Origin of the sequence: Bacillus sp. NPDC094064 (assembly GCF_050279585.1) — a bacterium.
GTDB lineage: Bacteria > Bacillota > Bacilli > Bacillales > Bacillaceae_G > Bacillus_A.
The window spans coordinates 191059-207453 of sequence record NZ_JBNNUI010000007.1; the positions used below are offsets into that span (position 1 = coordinate 191059).

A 16395-nucleotide genomic window follows, 5' to 3' on the forward strand; every position below is an offset into this window, starting at 1 on the left:
AATAGATGTTGAATAATAGGGAAAATGATTAAAGTAGGTGAAGTATTGGCTGGATTATTTATTTCTACCTTTGTAAGAAAAAAGAAAGGTAGCAAAGCGGAAGGGATTGTTTGGGAGTCAATTAAGGAAAACTTTAAGGAGAGAGAATGTTTAGGTTATTGGAACTATCCTATTTTCTCAGCTGATTATTCCGGAAGAAAAGAACCGGACATCTTGCTTCTAGATAAAGAATTAGGGCTTACTATTATTGAAGTAAAAGGAATTACGATTGACCAAATCGTTGCGATACAAGGACATAAATGGGTTTATCAAAATTTTTATACGGAAGAAGGAAATCCATATCAACAGGCTGAGAATCAAATGCATAGTTTGATGGATTGGATTAAAGAGAAAGAAGATTTAGCAAATAGGCTTTCAAGACGAGTTTTGGTAGCCCTTCCATATATAACAAAAGCAGAGTGGGAAGAGAGCGGATTTGATCGCTTGCCAAGTAATCCGCCCATTTTATTCAAGGAGGATCTTTCTAATAAGGAAGCGTTTCTTGGACGCGTAACATCTGTCTCCTTAAGTAGAATTGATATTCCATTAAAGGAAGATGAGTGGGAAAGTTTAACGGAATTAATCCATGGCGGGAGGTTACCTGAGACCTCTGGAGTAGAAGAAGGTCCGAAATATTCGCTGCTTTACATAGCTTCAACGGAAACAAAGCTGCTTCAAGATAAGCGATTATTTGAACCACTATTGGAAAAAGGAGTTAAAGTCATCGTTCTTTCTCATTTTAAAAAGAAACCAGGATGGTTCCCAATCGATTTTTATCAAAAGTTTGAAGAAGCCTATTTGTTTCAATATGTCTCTTCTAAACAGCCATATGAATTGGAAGAGCCAATTTCAGTTATCGATGGAGCTGGAGTGGATAAGACATTCGAGAAGTATTGGCTGGACAAATTTCCGAGCTTTAACAAAGGTCAGTACAAGGTTGAGCACTCTCCAGTAGGAGGAAACTTGACGATTACGGCAGGGGCTGGCACCGGGAAAACTACGGTCATGATACAGCGGATTATGTTTTTGCTCGCGATGGTTCCAGAGCTTTCTCTAAAGGATATTGTGATGATTACCTTTACGAGAGAATCAGCTCAAGAGATGAAGCATCGTTTGAAGAAGGAATTGGTGCTTAGGCAACAGGTAACGAGACAGCCAAGGTACTTAAAGTATGCAGAGGAACTTAGGGAAATGAACATCAGCACTATACATTCCTTTGCGAAATCTTTAATTAAGGATCTTGGTTTCATCCTTGGTTTTGGCCGCAATGTACAGCTTAAAGGGTACAAGGTCAAACGTAAAGAAATCATCAGTACGATTTTAAATGAGTATGTGGCTGGCAGATCTAGTAATGAGCTGGGGCTTGATGGGTTCCGACACTATGAACTTGTAAAGATTGTGGAGTCTTTCTGGGATGAAATGGAAAGTAAAGGGTTAAGCAAGAAACAAATCGCTGACTTAGAGTGGAGAGAAGATTACTCCTCAGAAGAAGCATTCGAGAAGTTAAATGACCTATTCACATATGTATTCCCGCGATGTGAAGAAGAGTTTAATCAAGTGAAACGGTGGGAGAATGCTATCACAATAGGAGATCTTGTACGGAAAATTAGTGAAATTAGTTCGGAAAAACCCGAAATATTAAAAGAACTACCGTATCAGTTTGCATACTTGTTCGTCGATGAATTTCAGGACAGTGACGATGTCCAAATCAAGCTTGTCGCCCAAATTAATAAAATGATTCGAGCAAGATTATTTGTCGTAGGTGACATCAAGCAATCAATCTACCGTTTCAGAGGGGCGGATTATACGTCCTTTACTCAATTGATGGAAAACGTTGACGAAGCATTCATTGAAGAACCGCTTCAAATTAATTACCGTACTTCCAAGACACTGTTGGAAAAGTTGGATTGTTATTTTATGACTTGGGGTAAGCGCGGCGAGTTAACGTATGAACAACAAGATCGATTGATTGGAAATGAAGGTTCGACTTTTGGGATGAATGAATTCCGAGTGAAAAAGTACAATAAATGGACTGATGAACTAAAAGGGAAAGTACTAAATGAAGTGGAGAACGCGCAAGAGCTCGTAAAAAACCAGACGCATGAATCAAAGAAAAAGAAGATTGCCTTGCTTGTTCGGACGAATAATCAAGCGAAGCGTGCTTATGAATGGCTCGATGAGCATGGAATTACTGTGGAGATGAATGTTGGTGGAACTTTCTATAATAGCGAGGCGGTAAAGGATTTTTATCGTTTATTAGGAGCCCTGCTCTATTCAAATGATGCGAAAAGCGTGCTAAATGCATTGGCGACTCCATTTTTCAAAACGGAAGTGTTGTTAGAGAACTTAGTGAAATTCAAGGGTGATAATAATCGGATTTTTGCATATTTACGGCAGAACCATGGGCTAAATAAAGATTTTGACATTGCTGTGCAGGAATTAAGAATTAAGCCTGTATTTGCGGTGATTAGGAAGTTCATGACCCAGGACGTTTTTCAAACCCTCTATTCTAAAAAACTCACTTTAATCGATGGTGAGCCATCAGATAAGGAAAAAGTAAAGGCTAAATTTGAGGTTCACAAATATCAAACTAATCTAAATCATTTGATGAACTTACTTCATCAGCAATTTGACAGTACGAATGCGACACTATATGCCCTTCACTCGTGGCTTGGAATCAACATCAAAACCAATCGTGAAGAAGATGAACCAAGAGTGGCAGCAGTTGATACAGAGGATGTAGTTGAAATCGTGACCGTTCACAAATCAAAAGGCTTGGAATACCATACTGTTATTATGCCTTTCACAGATCAACCCTTCCATTTTGAATGGGATGAGATTTTATTTGATAATAAAAAGAAAAATGTCGGCTGGTTTATAAAGAAACTGAAACTTAAAAACAGTTATTATGATGCTTTGAGTGATTCAGAAACAAAGGAAATTGTTAAAGAAGAAACAAGATTGCTGTATGTTGCGATGACAAGATCTCGAGAGAGACTCATTATTTTTCAACCAATTAAACGAATGGATGATACCTGGTCTATGCAATTGGACATGGGTAATTAGGAGGAGAGTGCAGCTCGTATGAAGTGTAAAGTGGTAACCTATACCAATCCTAAGACTCTTGACCGATTAGACGGCCTCAAGCCTTATACAGATGTTCTTCATGTATGTGCGACCAAAAACATGAGGGAAGGGGTCTATGAACGATATCAAAAACAGCAGAATCACCCATTTATCAGCGCTCCGATTGTAAGTTCGATTCAATTGATAGAAAGCTTGCTGGGGAATTGGTCCAGCTCAGAAACGAAATTAAAACAATATTTGCACCTATCAGAGATTATCCAAAACGAGATGATGTTAGAAGAGAACTTCCTTTCGTCGTTTCGCCGTAATCAGATAGATGTGCTTGAAACCATTCGAATGATGGAATTAGCAGGAGTAACCCCTGCTGATTTAGATGATGACGAACTCGTTCTTTCCACGAAGGAGAAAATATTTGTTAATATTTGGGAGAAATTCGAAGTGAATCCATCCATCAAGGAAGTAAGAAATCTTCTTACTTTTGGTTTCAAGAAAATATTGGTTAATCGTTGGAATAATATAATCGAAGATATGATTGAACATTCTTATGATAAGAAAGAGATCGACTTTCATAAGATTAACCATTCGGTCGGTTTTGATACGATTGTTCTTCACGGTTTCTACTTTATGACGCCTGAACAGCAGCGAGTATTTTTATTGTTAAAAGAAGCTGGAGTGAACATCGTCTTTTTGAATCTTTACGACGAGCGGTATCCAGAGACGTTTTTGTTTATTGAGAAATTCATAAATGAAAGACATGGTTGGTTAGATAGGAATCAGTGGGAGATTGAGAAGCACTTGAGACAAGAGCGGACCTTAGCCGATAAGTTTCTGGCTGATTTTGAAGGAGAACGAATCGAAGGTTATAAGAAACCAGCGTATTTAAGGGTCAAGGATTTTCAGGATTTTTATACCTTTCTTCAAGATTATGAAACTAATCTTGAAAAAGATAGAAACGAAAAGACAGTATATAAGACGTATCTTGCCCCAAATGCTACTTCCTTGAACAATCGATTACAGGAATATTACCCAGAACTATTCAAGGCTAAAAGGCATTTTCTTGGGTTTCCGATTGGGCAATTTCTTTACCAGCTTCATCAAATGTGGAGTGAGGAAGAGGAGACCCTGATTTTGACGGAGAATGGTCTATTTGAATGCTTTGCCTCGGGGTGGCTGTATGATAAGGGAACGAAGAAAAATGCGAGAGAGTGTACAAAGATTCTTCAAGACGTGCTTCCCTTTTTTCAGGGGTGCGTGACAAAAGAATCATGGGATGAAAGGATAAAGGATTTGTTCCCTATCCTCGAAAATGTTCTCCCGGTATTTAAACAAGAAGAGGATGATCCTTTTCAAAGAATGGTTTCGAGTCCATTTGCGATGTTTTCGCATTTTGCGACAGCAAAAGAGGACGTTCTTCAATTGGTACATTTTATGAATATGATTTTTAAAATTGCTGTTGACTTGTTCGGTGATGGAAAAGAACGGATTTCACTTGCTAACCATTTTTCTAAGCTTCGTCAACTGGTCGATGCATCTAATCCGTACCTTGAGCAGGAAATTTTAAAGGAAGAAAGGGACTTGATTGACCAGCTTAAGAAAACCTTACAGACAACTCCTGATATTGGTGCCTTTCATGTGGGGGATATTAGTACTGCTATTAGTCTATACTTATCGGGGCATTTACAAAAGGATTATCATGAGGAAGAGCTAATTCGGCCGTTTATTGAAATTGATGGGGAAGCTTTCAAGGAAAACGGTATCACTCATGTGACAGGACTTGATGAAAATAGTCTTCCTTATTCTGAGTTTAAGCTTCCATGGCCACTGAGTGATTATGTCTTCCATGATCTGGCCAAAAGGAATATCCCATTGTCTTTTCAAGTTTTACGAAATGACTATGTGAAGGAGATTACGAGATACTTGGTCTATAATCTACTTCAATTTTCTGAGAGGCTTGAATTATCGTGGATGGTTCAATTTGAGGATAAAAAGAACCTTGATAAAGCTGTTTATTTAAGTCAACTAAACTTGAATCCAAATAGCGAAGGTCAGGATAAGCAGGAAGAATGGATGGATGTAAAGCTTAAGAGAGAAATCACGAAGCAGGAACTTGATTCCTTCTTAGCCTATCCGATTGATGCTTTAGCGGAATTCAAATTCTGTCCACGAAGATTTTATTATAGTTATCTATCAGGAAATTCGGAGACATTCCATAGCGAATTTGTTCATGAATTTCTATTTGGTAACCTTTTAAAGGCAGTTGGTGCTTTATTGCCGAATTTAGGTGATGAGAAGATTAAGGAGGAAGTGTTTAAACTTTTCCCTTATTGGAACGAATTTAAATTGAACTTGATTACGGATGAAAACCTAAAGTATCGAAATTGGGCGAAAAAGCACTATGGGGGATATACGCCATATGGACAAGAAGAGGAGTTTAGTGATTTGCGCAAGTTGTTTCTCTTTCCCGCTCTTCAAAACAGCAAGGCGGATGAGGAAAGCAAGGCTGTTGCGGCTGCGATAAGACAGCTCTATAAACAGCCTGATACCATTCTTCCAACTTTGAGAGAGGAATTTGAAAAACAGATGCAAGAACACCCAGTCCAGATGGAAGCGACTCCAAGTGACAAATGCCGTTATTGTCCACATAATCTAATTTGCCCTGAAGCATTTCATCCCGTTGATGACGCAGAAAGGAAGCGGATGAAATGACAACCATATGGGAGAGAATGGCCAAAGAGTGGCGTATCAGTAAGCCGAAAATCGATAAAGCACAGCTTGAAGGGGACATCCGTGGAAATCTGGATGATGTGATGAAAATAATAGAGAAAAGCAATTCTGTCCCATCGTTATTGGATGCAATTAATGCCGATGATGATGATTGGTAAAAATGGAGGGAAATCATGACTTTAACTGCAATTGAACATCAGTTGACGGATAAACAGAAGGAAGTCGTTAATTATGATGGGGAAGAATTATTAATAAAAGGTATTGCTGGCAGTGGTAAAACGACGGTGCTGCTTAATAAAGCAAAAAAAATGATTCGAAAAGATCCTTCCATTCGAATTGGACTTTTTACCTATAATAAAACGCTTAGTCAATACGCCAAGATAATTGCTGAACAAATTGGCCCGCATAATCTATTTGTTTATACTTTTCATGGTTGGGCAGCCGGCGCCTTGCGAGATGTGACGAAAAAAAGAAGACTGTTTGTAACAAATATGAAAGACCAAAAGGATTTTCTGCAAAATGCCATTGCAATTGTTAGACAGGATTCCACACATCGTTTTGTCACAGAAGAAAAATTTAGGGAATTTTTAGCTGAGGAAATCTCATGGATTAAAGGAAAAGGAATTAAGAATCTCACTGAATATCGAGATGTGTCGCGGACTGGAAGAGGAAGTTCGGTTAGGGTGACGAAGCCAGATCGTAAGATTATTTATCGTGTTTTTGAAGAGTATGAGAATGTGAAGCGAAATTCTATGAAAATAGATTATGATGATTTTGCATTGACGCTTCTCGAAAATAAAGAAAAGATAAGGGATGCCTATAAATTTGATCAAGTCATGATTGATGAAGGACAGGACTTGCAGCAGATTCAGCTGATGCTACTACGGTTTATTGCCAAAAAAGGATTTGCAGTCGCAGCGGATAAAGGACAAAAAATTTATAAGACGTCATTTACCTGGAAAGAAATAGGTATTAATATTCTAGGGGGAAGAACAAAAATTTTACAAAATTCTTTCCGGTCAACGAAACAGATTATTCAAATGGCATATAGTCTGCAACTACATGATTCTATTATTAAAGACGAGGAATATGTAATGCCTATCCTACCAGAGTACACTGGTCCTGTACCAGATGTATATGAATGTCATACAAGAGAAAAACAAGATACGGCAATCGTTAGCACGATAAAGATGTTACTACAGGAGAATCCAGATAAAACGGTAGGGGTTCTCTCAAGGGAATGGAAAAGTGTTAACCGGATTTACTATGCGTTACAAGCCGAATCAATTCCTCATGAGTACATTAAAAAGGATCAAGGTAATGCTCATACCGCTGGGGTCAAACTCACAACCTTTCATTCTGCAAAAGGATTAGAATTTGATTATGTTATTATTTTAGATTTAGTGGATGATACCGGTGATCAAGAACTTCAAGATGAGGAATACATGGAAATTGAACGTCGTCTTCTTTACGTATCCATCACTCGTGCCAAGACGTATTTACAGCTCTATTATTATAATCAGCCTTCTTCATTGCTGAAGGAGATTGATTCCAAGTTTTATAATAAGAATGTAATGTAATTTTATATTCCTAAGTAATGAGAAAGCAACCAACAAACTGGTTGCTTTCTTTGTGATAATATTTATTTTTTAGTGACATGAAAGCATCGTTTTTATTAGTTTAATATAGATTGTGGTAATATAAAGAATTTAGTTTTGGTGCGAAAATGTTGAAAAAATGAAAATGGAGAATTTATTTAAGAGGAAATACTATTAAACAGGTATCATATTGTTAGTTGTACGTTGGTACCTACTTTACAACTGAAGCTTTCGTGATTTAGTGGAAAATATGGATAAATTAGGGTTATTCTTGGCTCATGCAACTATTATGCCATGGGGGCATTTGTTCTATTCTTTGTAGTTCGATGTAAAATATATTTAGTATTTTGGTTGTTTTAAAATAGAAATGTTACAGGGGGAACCTAGATTTGAAAACCACTAGTCATTTTAGTAGTCTTGCACCAAACCTTCAAGCGCTCTTAAAAAACTCGATGGATTTTGTATAGTTAGAAACAAACCCAGTTTTTAAAAAGCTAGCTTCACAGGGGAATAGAGGAATTGTATATGAAATCGTTGGATTTGATTTAGTCGTGAAATGGATTCAAGGCGAGAAAGCAGCAAGAGATTCGGATATACAAGCTCTTTTAGACTTAAATGGAATTGATTTTTTTCCTGCGCTTTATGCTTATGAAGAAGGTGCCTTTTTAATTATGGAAAAGGTAGGCGGGAAGGATATTTCTCAATTGATTTAGCAAGGTTTAATAACTAATGGTGAATTGATAATGGTAAAAGATCAATACAGAGATGCAGTGTCTATGGGCATTCAAAAGAAGAGATATGATTGGGATTTTAAATTGGAGCACCTATTCTGGAATCAAGAAGCAAAAAATTAAGAATTATTGATTTAGGGATGTGGGATGTATTTAATTTATCTTCAGAGTCAAAACGTTATATTGCTGATAGCCTTAGCAATTTTGATAGACAAATCATCTGGCTAAAATAAAGGCCACAATTCGAAAGGGAATACGTATCACATTACATCTAGTAAAGCGTATGTAAATGTGCGTTAGTATATCGTAAGTTAAGTCATCTCTGTAGTTGGAGGCGGCCTTTTTTATTTAACCATATCCGTAACAAACGTACATTTGAATTTAAGGATATGGTTGACGTAGAGTAAATGTATACTAAAATCTTTAATGCCAGCTTAACGGTTACTTAATGGTACTTTGATAAACTTAGTCTTGTAATTATTACATAACGATAAAGGAGCAAAAATATGACACGTGCCCTATACGAAATATCTATGCCAGGTTACGGAGAATTGAAGTGGTACCCTATCGAGGTGAAGCGAGGGAAGCAGACATTTCAATTTGAGGTGTATCGCTCAGATAACGAAATATTCATATTCTATATCGATGAACTAGGACGGAAACGCACCATAACAAGTACGGAGGAGTTAGCTACGATGTTGTTGGTTGACGAGGATAAGAAACGCTTTAGAAAATTCGTAGGAGATTCCGAATGGGTATTGTTAGACGGAGTGTGTGCCGACAGAGGAATGACAAAAGAGGAGATAGCTGCGTATTTATATCTGAAGGCGCACGTGTTGGGTGAGGAATGAATACGAAAAAAACCGCCTGTGAAAGGCGGGTGATTTTTTCCAAAGGATTTTTTAGGGAATATTTTTTCTCCATTTTTCCATATCTATATATTTATATGGATAATCATCATATAATAATAAAGAAAATTTGAAGGTTATGTAATGAGTAATGTAATTGTATTACTGTGGTATAGATAGTAATGTAATGCGTAGAAATTTGGATACTCTACGTAAGAACACCTGATTTTGTAGAAAATTGTGCAATTAGTGAAAGAGTGTTTCTATGATATGCAACAAATGTCCAGGTTTCTTTTCTAACTGGACGTAAGTAAAATAAACAGAAAGAACTGCTACTAATAATGATAAAACTGTAAGCCATGCGGATTTTTTTGTATTGAAAAGTTAGCTGTAATATCAAGTGTTTCAAATGATATAATTTATGCATTTATATTTCACAGGAGATGAGTGAGGAAGAAAAAATGAACTTACAACAAGCGAAAGAGCAGGTTGAAAAATTAAATGATTTTATTGAATTGGTTTCAAACTATAAAGTAATTTCTTTGGAAACAGCGGCAATATATGAGTATGCTTTAGATAATAATGTTTCGAAAGTAGCTGTTAAATTAAATGAAAAAGGTTATATGGTGGAAGGGGCTAGAGGTCCGAGAAAAATAAGCAGCAATGATGTATCAGACATATTACAAGGAGATGAATTAGACGATTTGCATGTGATTATAAAAATCATGTTTAAGAAAAATAAGCGAAAGGTGAAAAATTTCACGTGAAAATTGCTAAGGGACTAAATTAAAGACATAATCAATGGTTATACATAATGAGGAATCAAGTGATGGTCTCTATCTTATTTAAAGATTATAAAGATGAAAAAGAGAGTAAGTAAATGTACTTACTCTCTTTTTTATTAATGAGTTTTTGACTTATCGATAACTACTCGTTTTACGTAACCGTTACCTAAATTGATTACCTTTGAGTTATTCCCAAGATTAACCGCTTGTTTAGCTTTTAATCGACTTTTTACTGTATCATTAAGGAACGGATTGGCTAAATTTTCTCGCGACATAGTTTTTATTCCTACACTAATCTTTTTCATTTAACCAATCCTCCTTTTTATATAAATCATGTGTGGTTAGAAATCAATTTTGCTATTATATTATATGCATCAGCTTGTGAAGTGATGCTTGTGTGTTTAAAAGCGTGAATTTGCTGAGTATTTCCAGATGTCTTTAATAATTTCTCGCCTTTAGTAGACCATTCCTGCCCATTAAAGGATAAAATTATACTATCTTTAGTTTTTTCTTTCTCTAATGACCAAACTTCTGTTCGTGATTCGTTATCAATAGTGTATTCCCAATCTAAATTTTTGTCAATTTTTGATAAAGCATTTATTGTTATGAGAAGGTTTTGTGGTCGCTTGTCTGGATCCGGCTCCATCATATCATTAATAACTTTGATAAGCGACTTTGGTATATGTGGTAAGTAAAATTTTCGATTTGGAAAAGTTCCTTTTTTTACAGCGTCATCAAATGCATCCATAGAGTGATATTGAGTTAGTTGTTGACGGAACACATAATTACCATTGCACATTCTATATAAAGTAATGCCTGATTGATATATATCAGCGTGAAGAGTCAGATCCTGCTGAGTTATGGATTCAGGTGTTTGCTGTGGCATATATGTCATTTCAGGGCTAGCAGTAGCATCAATATCAATATATTTGGCTAATCCGAAGTCAGTTATTAAAGCTCGATTGGAGTGATTAATTAATATGTTAGTAGGTTTGACATCAAAATGGATAAGCCCTTGTGTATGAATGAAATGTAGACCTAATAAAAAGTCTAAAGAATATTGAATAATCTCACGAACGGTTAAAGATTTTTGTTCCATAAGAGAATTGATAGATCCGTTCTTATAATGTGGCATAGCAATATACACATACCCTTCTTCTGATGAAGCATAATTGATTTCAACAATGTTAGGGTGTGGATAGTTATATAAAATGTGAGCTTCTTTAAAGTATTCTTCTACTTTCATACTATCCTTCTTAATACGTTTTACAACCAATTCAGCGTTTAATTGTGGGTCATGTACGAGATGAACATTGGAATTTTTTCCTTCTTGTCCAATTTCTTTTATCTGTTCAAATTTAAGTTCTGTTGTTACTAATAATGACAATCAATTCACCTGCTTTTAAAACAAAGTGGCAAGGCCTGTTAAAATGGCTTCTCTTTGTTCTTTTTTATATTGAGACCAATTGGGTACTTCCAAAGGATTTTGTTCACCATCAAGTACAGCTTTTATTTCTTGAGGTTTTGATTCTAATCTTTTGGCAATCGAGCTGATATACCCTTCAAAATAATTTTCAACTGAAGAATTAGCTAAAAGCTCCAGTATTACACCTTCTATATTTAAGCGGAAAGGGTTTGTTTTTTGTGCATTCCCCTCGTATACTTTCATACCAGCTTTTGTAATTCCATACTCTTGTATAATAGAGATGATTGTAGTACGAATAAAAGAAAGGGACCTTGGCACATCTAAAGCTTTGGGTACATGTATGATATCAACGGTTAAGATATTTATTGCACCATTTGATTCAATAACGGAAAAATATATGCATTTTGGGGCCACCCTTATACCTAATGTCCTCATTTAGAACCTCCAAAAACTAATCATTTTTTCATATAAATAGGTTAAAATTGTTAAAATTCAACATTACAAAATTTTAACATTGTTATTTAATAAATGTAAATACTTTCTTTTTTATGTGGTGTTATATCGATTAAATTAGGGAGTAGAGCATCTTGATTTTTAATCATTAAGGAACCGCTTTAAAGAAATGAAAAACAATAGAAACCTTGCAATAACAAAGGATAAGAGGAGGTGAACCTGTTATAACAGGTTTAAAGTATCGTATAACTTGGATGAAATAATTCAATTTAGGACTGACGAACAATAGAGTAGTGAAGAAATAAATGGATGGTTACCTAAAGGACCAATTGTAAATTGGCAGGATAATGGATTAGTATAGTTTTTAAATGATTGAGAAAAGAGAGGGGGATTGATGAAGCAGGAGATCAATAGAATTTGTCGAAATATTATCTTTGTTTATACGAAAAGCTGAATAGTATCTGTGGAAAGGATAGAAAATTAAATGTGGTATGAAGATGAAGCAAATTTTATGAAGCAAATGGTTAAATATACGGTGCCTGATGCACATATTAAAGCAAAGAGGGATGCAGTAAAACACTTGTATAGTTTCCAGCCTGCTCCTCAAATTATCCCAGGACTTGTGTTATATTATCCAGGTTACAAAAAGGCAGTCGGTGATTATAAGTTAACTTTTTTGGGTAAAGAACTGAAGCATTCACATATCTGTAATGATATTTTCAATTATTGTTCTTTTCAAACGAATTTTCCGGAATGTATGGCTCTTATTTTAAAAGCAATATATGAAAATGGTATTAATGCCAAGTCTCCAGTACCAGGATTTAATATCATTCTTCAAAATAAAATTTATGATTTTGAAGAATTTAAAACATTAATATACTGGATAACTTTACAGGAAGAAATTAATTATCCAATTACAAATAATGCTATGAGTGTTAAATTACCATTTAGTAGATATTACGAATCAATCTATGTAGCATATACAAACCCAAACAATATTACTATAAATACAATTATGCAAAGAGCAGATGGAACGACTCCTTATAAAATTTTGGAAGAACTGAATGTTCCTAAAAATCTTGCTTTACCAAAAGAATTAACTGATTTATACATAAGTATTAACTCATGATTTATATATAATTTTTGTTATTCCGAATTGTAAATGTATCAAAAGGTGCAATATTAGAAGAAATCAACAACATCCGAAAAAAGAAAGCAGAAGAACGAGGAGGCGGCTTCTCAGATCGAGTTTTCCTAATCGAAGTAACCGATAATCAGCCCTTCGTAAGCCCTTTCCAAGTAATAAATCACTAAGAAAAAACAAAACAAAAACAACTACAAGAACAAACATCGTAAAAGAAGCAATGAAGCAGTTTAACAACTAGTTAAACTGCTTTTCCGTTATAATAGAAGAAAAAGAAAACGGAGGGAAAATCCTATGCCAACCTACAACAAACTAATCAGAAACAAAATCCCCCAAATAATAAAAACCAACAGAAAAACACCCACAACAAGAATCCTACCCAAAGACGAATACATAAAAGAAATCTGCAACAAAACACAAGAAGAACTAACTGAATATCTAGAAGCAACAACAAAAGAACATAAACTCGAAGAACTATCCGACCTACTAGAACTAATCAACGCTCTAGCCGAACACGAAGGCACAACACTAGAAGAAATCAACAACATCCGAAAAAAGAAAGCAGAAGAAAGAGGTGGCTTCTCAGATCGGGTCTTCCTAATCGAAGTAACCGATAACTAACCCCTCCTAAGCCCCTTACAAGCCCCTACCAAGTAATAAATCACTAAGAAAAAACACAACAAAAACAAAAACAACTACAAACACCGTAGTAGTAGTCAAAAAAATTTTGAAATAACACGCCAAAAACCCGGCCCTCCTTCCTATATATAGTACAAAGAGGAATTTTCATTTTTGAATGAGGATGGGAGGAATTTGGATGGCGGTGTATCGTAATGTGCAGGTGAATTTTTGGCAGGATGATTTTGTTTTGGATTTGACGCCGGAGGAGCGGTATTTTTATGTTTACTTGTTAACTTGTTCGAAGACGACGCAGTGTGGGATTTTTCCTTTTCCGAAGCGGTTAGCTGAGATGGAGACTGGCTATAACAGGGAGACTGTTGATAAGCTTTTGCAGCGTTTTGTTGATTATGGGAAGATTCTTTATGATGCGGATACGAGGGAGTTGTTTGTTTTAAATTGGCTTCGTTATAATCCTGTGACGAATACGAATGTGGAGAAGTGTGTGCTTCGTGAGCTTAAGGGTGTGAAGAATAAGGAGTTTGTACATATGTTTCTTCAGAAGTGCGTGGAGGAGGAGCTGAATGTTCCGATGCTTTTAGCACATTTCGGTATGCCTGGTGATTTGGCTGTGGATGATGTTGAGCCGGTTTGTGAGGAGGCCGAGGAAGAAGAGGAAGAAGAGGTTGTAGAGGAGGAAACGGGAGGTCGCGTGTTTTCTTTTTATGAGCAACATTTCGGTAGTTTGTCTCCTCATACTGTAGAGGAATTGAGTGCATGGATGGTTGATTTGTCTGAGGATCTTGTGCTGAAGGCTCTTCAAATTGCGTTTGAGAATAATAAGCGGGCGGTTGCTTATGTGAAGGGGATTTTGAAGGGGTGGCACGGGAAAGGGTTTACGAAAGTGTGTGAGGTTGAGGCGGATATGGCTCAGTTTAGGAAGAAGGGGTCGTCTGTTAGTACGGGGGAGACGGAGCATTTTTTGGCGAAGTGTGAGGAGTGGGAGAAGAGTGTGCCGTCAGAGGAAGAGTTGCAGCGCTTTTTAGCGGAGCGCGGGTGGCGGCCATGAGTATTCAAAATGTGGAGGCGGAGAAGACGGTGTTAGGTTCTCTATTACTTGATGGAGAGCTTATTAAGGAGTGCCGTTTGACGGAGCAGTATTTTTCTATGCCGGTGCATAAGTCTATATTTCAGTTAATGCGAAAAATGGAAGATGAGGGGCAACCGATTGATCTTGTGACGTTCATTTCTAGGGTGGATCCGAATTTTTTGAAGGGGATCGGGGGAATGGAGTATTTTATAGGGTTAATGGATGTTGTGCCTACGACTGCCAACTTCTCTTATTATGAAGGGCTTGTTCGAGGTGCTTGGAAAATGTATCAGGCGGGTGTTCTCGGGCACAAGATGGGAGAGCGTCTTATTGCGGAGAAGGATGAGAAAGTTATTGGTGAGACGATTACGGCACTTTGTGAGTTAGAGGAAAAGGACTGTGTATGTGAGTTTGATTTGAAGGATGCGTTAGTTGGTTTGTATGAGGAGCTTCATCAAGATGCGAAAGAGATTACGGGTATTGAGACTGGTTATACATCGTTAAATAAAATGACGTGCGGATTGCAGGAAGGTGATTTTGTCGTTCTTGGTGCGCGTCCTTCTATGGGGAAGACTGCGTTTGCGCTAAATGTTGGCATGCATGCGGCGAAGTCTGGAGCGGCGGTTGGGTTGTTTTCGTTAGAGATGAGTAGTAAACAATTGTTAAAACGGATGGCGTCTTGCGTCGGGGAAGTGTCAGGAGGTAGGTTGAAAAATCCAAAGCATCGTTTTGCGATGGAAGATTGGGAAAAGGTGAGTATGGCGTTTGCGGAGATTGGTGAACTGCCGCTTGAGATTTACGACAATGCAGGGGTTACGGTGCAAGATATTTGGATGCAAGCGCGTAAGTTAAAGAGGAAGCACGGTGATAAGAAGCTTTTAGTTATTGTAGATTATTTGCAGCTTATTACGGGTGATCAGAAGCATAAGGGCAATCGATTTCAGGAGATTAGTGAGATTTCTCGTAAGCTGAAGTTGTTAGCGCGTGATTTAAATGTTTGTGTAGTAGCGTTGTCGCAATTGTCTCGTTCGGTAGAGTCGCGTCAAGATAAGCGCCCTCTTTTATCTGATTTAAGAGAGACGGGACAAATTGAGCAAGATGCGGATGTGATTATGCTTATGTATCGCGAAGATTATTACGATAAGGAAACGATGCAGAAAGAGATGACGGAGATTCATGTGGCGAAGCATCGGAATGGACCTGTGGGCAGTTTTAAGCTACGGTTTTTGAAGGAGTTTGGGCGGTTTGTGGAGAGGGTGAAGTAGTTGTTTTGAAAATAGTATTTGCATGTGAACCAAAGTTGTAACGCTAATTTCATAAGTTATATAATAAAGAAAATGGTAACTAATAGTTAAGGGGGATTAGCTATTGGCAGGGAATGATATTTCTTATCATAATAAAGATATTCTTATGAAGTTTTTAAGTGAATGTCATAGGGATAAAGGGCTTGAAGCATATGGATTATGCGAATCAAATTATGTATCGTTATTATAATAAGAATAAAGAGTTACCGGATATTTGAATCGTGGTTATTTATACAAGTGAGGTAATGAATCCGATAGAAGTAGCAAAGTGTATCTCCGATGAGCAAGAACAAATTCAAGTTATTGCTGGAATTCTTGTAGCTACAGATAAATTTATTGATGAAGAATACGCGAAAAAAGTAAAGGAGTGGTTACGGATGACAAAAGTGGGGCGTTTATATGAACAGGAGAAGCAAGAAGAGATTGATAAAGCACTTTCGGCAGCTGGAATGCTCTTTAAGGGAATGAGTATAGAAGAAGTGGCTAAGAAATTAGATGTAACAATTGAAAAGGTGAAAGAGTGGGAGAAGCGTTTATCCCATTAACAG

At 36.7% G+C, this 16395-nt stretch carries 16 protein-coding genes and 2 pseudogenes; 15 read left to right on the plus strand and 3 right to left on the minus strand.

The window, feature by feature from the left end; all coding sequences use genetic code 11:
• Positions 1-24 precede the first annotated feature (24 nt).
• From ACQKNI_RS17495 to ACQKNI_RS17530, 8 genes and pseudogenes are all read left to right on the plus strand, one after another.
• Positions 25-3105, plus strand: coding sequence for a UvrD-helicase domain-containing protein (locus ACQKNI_RS17495; protein ID WP_427282538.1), 3081 nt, complete (start codon positions 25-27; stop codon positions 3103-3105).
• Between the two features lie 18 nt (positions 3106-3123).
• Positions 3124-5832 (plus strand): hypothetical protein, encoded by a 2709-nt coding sequence (locus ACQKNI_RS17500; protein WP_427282539.1) that lies wholly within the window; start codon positions 3124-3126, stop codon positions 5830-5832.
• Entirely contained in the window at positions 5829-6008 is a 180-nt protein-coding gene (locus ACQKNI_RS17505; protein ID WP_427282540.1) for a hypothetical protein, read from the plus strand. Before ACQKNI_RS17500 ends, ACQKNI_RS17505 begins: the two co-directional genes overlap by 4 nt.
• A gap of 15 nt (positions 6009-6023) precedes the next feature.
• Positions 6024-7430: a UvrD-helicase domain-containing protein gene (locus ACQKNI_RS17510; protein ID WP_427282541.1), complete on the plus strand. Its 1407-nt coding sequence runs from the start codon at positions 6024-6026 to the stop codon at positions 7428-7430.
• A gap of 202 nt (positions 7431-7632) precedes the next feature.
• Positions 7633-7758 (plus strand): annotated as a pseudogene (locus ACQKNI_RS17515) (IS6 family transposase); the annotation flags it as partial.
• A 241-nt stretch (positions 7759-7999) separates the two neighbouring features.
• Positions 8000-8161 (plus strand): hypothetical protein, encoded by a 162-nt coding sequence (locus tag ACQKNI_RS17520; protein WP_427282542.1) that lies wholly within the window; start codon positions 8000-8002, stop codon positions 8159-8161.
• Between the two features lie 524 nt (positions 8162-8685).
• Positions 8686-9030 carry a hypothetical protein gene (locus ACQKNI_RS17525; protein ID WP_427282543.1) on the plus strand — a complete coding sequence of 115 codons (345 nt, stop codon included), beginning with the start codon at positions 8686-8688 and terminating at the stop codon, positions 9028-9030.
• A 458-nt stretch (positions 9031-9488) separates the two neighbouring features.
• Positions 9489-9794 (plus strand): hypothetical protein, encoded by a 306-nt coding sequence (locus ACQKNI_RS17530; protein ID WP_427282544.1) that lies wholly within the window; start codon positions 9489-9491, stop codon positions 9792-9794.
• A 134-nt stretch (positions 9795-9928) separates the two neighbouring features.
• Here the strand turns inward: ACQKNI_RS17530 and ACQKNI_RS17535 are convergent, their stop codons facing one another.
• The 3 genes from ACQKNI_RS17535 to ACQKNI_RS17545 are packed head-to-tail and all read right to left on the minus strand — an operon-like array spanning position 9929 to position 11673.
• Positions 9929-10087, minus strand: coding sequence for a hypothetical protein (locus tag ACQKNI_RS17535; protein ID WP_427282545.1), 159 nt, complete (start codon positions 10085-10087; stop codon positions 9929-9931).
• 56 nt (positions 10088-10143) lie between these two features.
• On the minus strand, positions 10144-11199 hold the full coding sequence (locus tag ACQKNI_RS17540) for a serine/threonine-protein kinase (RefSeq protein ID WP_427282546.1): 1056 nt from the start codon (positions 11197-11199) through the stop codon (positions 10144-10146).
• Between the two features lie 15 nt (positions 11200-11214).
• Positions 11215-11673 carry a hypothetical protein gene (locus tag ACQKNI_RS17545; RefSeq protein WP_427282547.1) on the minus strand — a complete coding sequence of 153 codons (459 nt, stop codon included), beginning with the start codon at positions 11671-11673 and terminating at the stop codon, positions 11215-11217.
• A gap of 502 nt (positions 11674-12175) precedes the next feature.
• Between ACQKNI_RS17545 and ACQKNI_RS17550 the strand changes: the two genes are divergently transcribed.
• The 7 genes and pseudogenes from ACQKNI_RS17550 to ACQKNI_RS17580 all read left to right on the plus strand — a co-directional run bounded on the left by ACQKNI_RS17550 (position 12176) and on the right by ACQKNI_RS17580 (position 16392).
• Entirely contained in the window at positions 12176-12820 is a 645-nt protein-coding gene (locus ACQKNI_RS17550; protein ID WP_427282548.1) for a hypothetical protein, read from the plus strand.
• A 41-nt stretch (positions 12821-12861) separates the two neighbouring features.
• Positions 12862-13005 (plus strand): annotated as a pseudogene (locus ACQKNI_RS17555) (nucleoside triphosphate pyrophosphohydrolase); the annotation flags it as partial.
• Between the two features lie 124 nt (positions 13006-13129).
• Positions 13130-13456: a nucleoside triphosphate pyrophosphohydrolase gene (locus tag ACQKNI_RS17560; RefSeq protein ID WP_427282549.1), complete on the plus strand. Its 327-nt coding sequence runs from the start codon at positions 13130-13132 to the stop codon at positions 13454-13456.
• Between the two features lie 196 nt (positions 13457-13652).
• Positions 13653-14522 carry a DnaD domain-containing protein gene (locus tag ACQKNI_RS17565; protein WP_427282550.1) on the plus strand — a complete coding sequence of 290 codons (870 nt, stop codon included), beginning with the start codon at positions 13653-13655 and terminating at the stop codon, positions 14520-14522.
• Positions 14519-15808, plus strand: a complete 1290-nt coding sequence (gene dnaB, locus ACQKNI_RS17570; RefSeq protein WP_427282551.1) for a replicative DNA helicase — start codon at positions 14519-14521, stop codon at positions 15806-15808. The genes ACQKNI_RS17565 and dnaB overlap by 4 nt, the downstream gene beginning before the upstream one ends.
• A gap of 103 nt (positions 15809-15911) precedes the next feature.
• Positions 15912-16037, plus strand: a complete 126-nt coding sequence (locus ACQKNI_RS17575; protein WP_427282552.1) for a hypothetical protein — start codon at positions 15912-15914, stop codon at positions 16035-16037.
• A gap of 31 nt (positions 16038-16068) precedes the next feature.
• On the plus strand, positions 16069-16392 hold the full coding sequence (locus ACQKNI_RS17580) for a hypothetical protein (RefSeq protein ID WP_427282580.1): 324 nt from the start codon (positions 16069-16071) through the stop codon (positions 16390-16392).
• Positions 16393-16395: the final 3 nt, after the last annotated feature.

What these genes read in the sequence shown, in the direction of transcription:
- ACQKNI_RS17495 (WP_427282538.1), top strand. Translation starts at nt 25, where the DNA reads ATGATTAAAGTAGGTGAAGTATTGGCTGGATTATTTATTTCTACCTTT.
- ACQKNI_RS17500 (WP_427282539.1), top strand. Translation starts at nt 3,124, where the DNA reads ATGAAGTGTAAAGTGGTAACCTATACCAATCCTAAGACTCTTGACCGA.
- ACQKNI_RS17505 (WP_427282540.1), top strand. Translation starts at nt 5,829, where the DNA reads ATGACAACCATATGGGAGAGAATGGCCAAAGAGTGGCGTATCAGTAAG.
- ACQKNI_RS17510 (WP_427282541.1), top strand. Translation starts at nt 6,024, where the DNA reads ATGACTTTAACTGCAATTGAACATCAGTTGACGGATAAACAGAAGGAA.
- ACQKNI_RS17525 (WP_427282543.1), top strand. Translation starts at nt 8,686, where the DNA reads ATGACACGTGCCCTATACGAAATATCTATGCCAGGTTACGGAGAATTG.
- ACQKNI_RS17530 (WP_427282544.1), top strand. Translation starts at nt 9,489, where the DNA reads ATGAACTTACAACAAGCGAAAGAGCAGGTTGAAAAATTAAATGATTTT.
- ACQKNI_RS17535 (WP_427282545.1), bottom strand. Translation starts at nt 10,087, where the DNA reads ATGTCGCGAGAAAATTTAGCCAATCCGTTCCTTAATGATACAGTAAAA.
- ACQKNI_RS17545 (WP_427282547.1), bottom strand. Translation starts at nt 11,673, where the DNA reads ATGAGGACATTAGGTATAAGGGTGGCCCCAAAATGCATATATTTTTCC.
- ACQKNI_RS17550 (WP_427282548.1), top strand. Translation starts at nt 12,176, where the DNA reads ATGTGGTATGAAGATGAAGCAAATTTTATGAAGCAAATGGTTAAATAT.
- ACQKNI_RS17560 (WP_427282549.1), top strand. Translation starts at nt 13,130, where the DNA reads ATGCCAACCTACAACAAACTAATCAGAAACAAAATCCCCCAAATAATA.
- ACQKNI_RS17565 (WP_427282550.1), top strand. Translation starts at nt 13,653, where the DNA reads ATGGCGGTGTATCGTAATGTGCAGGTGAATTTTTGGCAGGATGATTTT.
- dnaB (WP_427282551.1), top strand. Translation starts at nt 14,519, where the DNA reads ATGAGTATTCAAAATGTGGAGGCGGAGAAGACGGTGTTAGGTTCTCTA.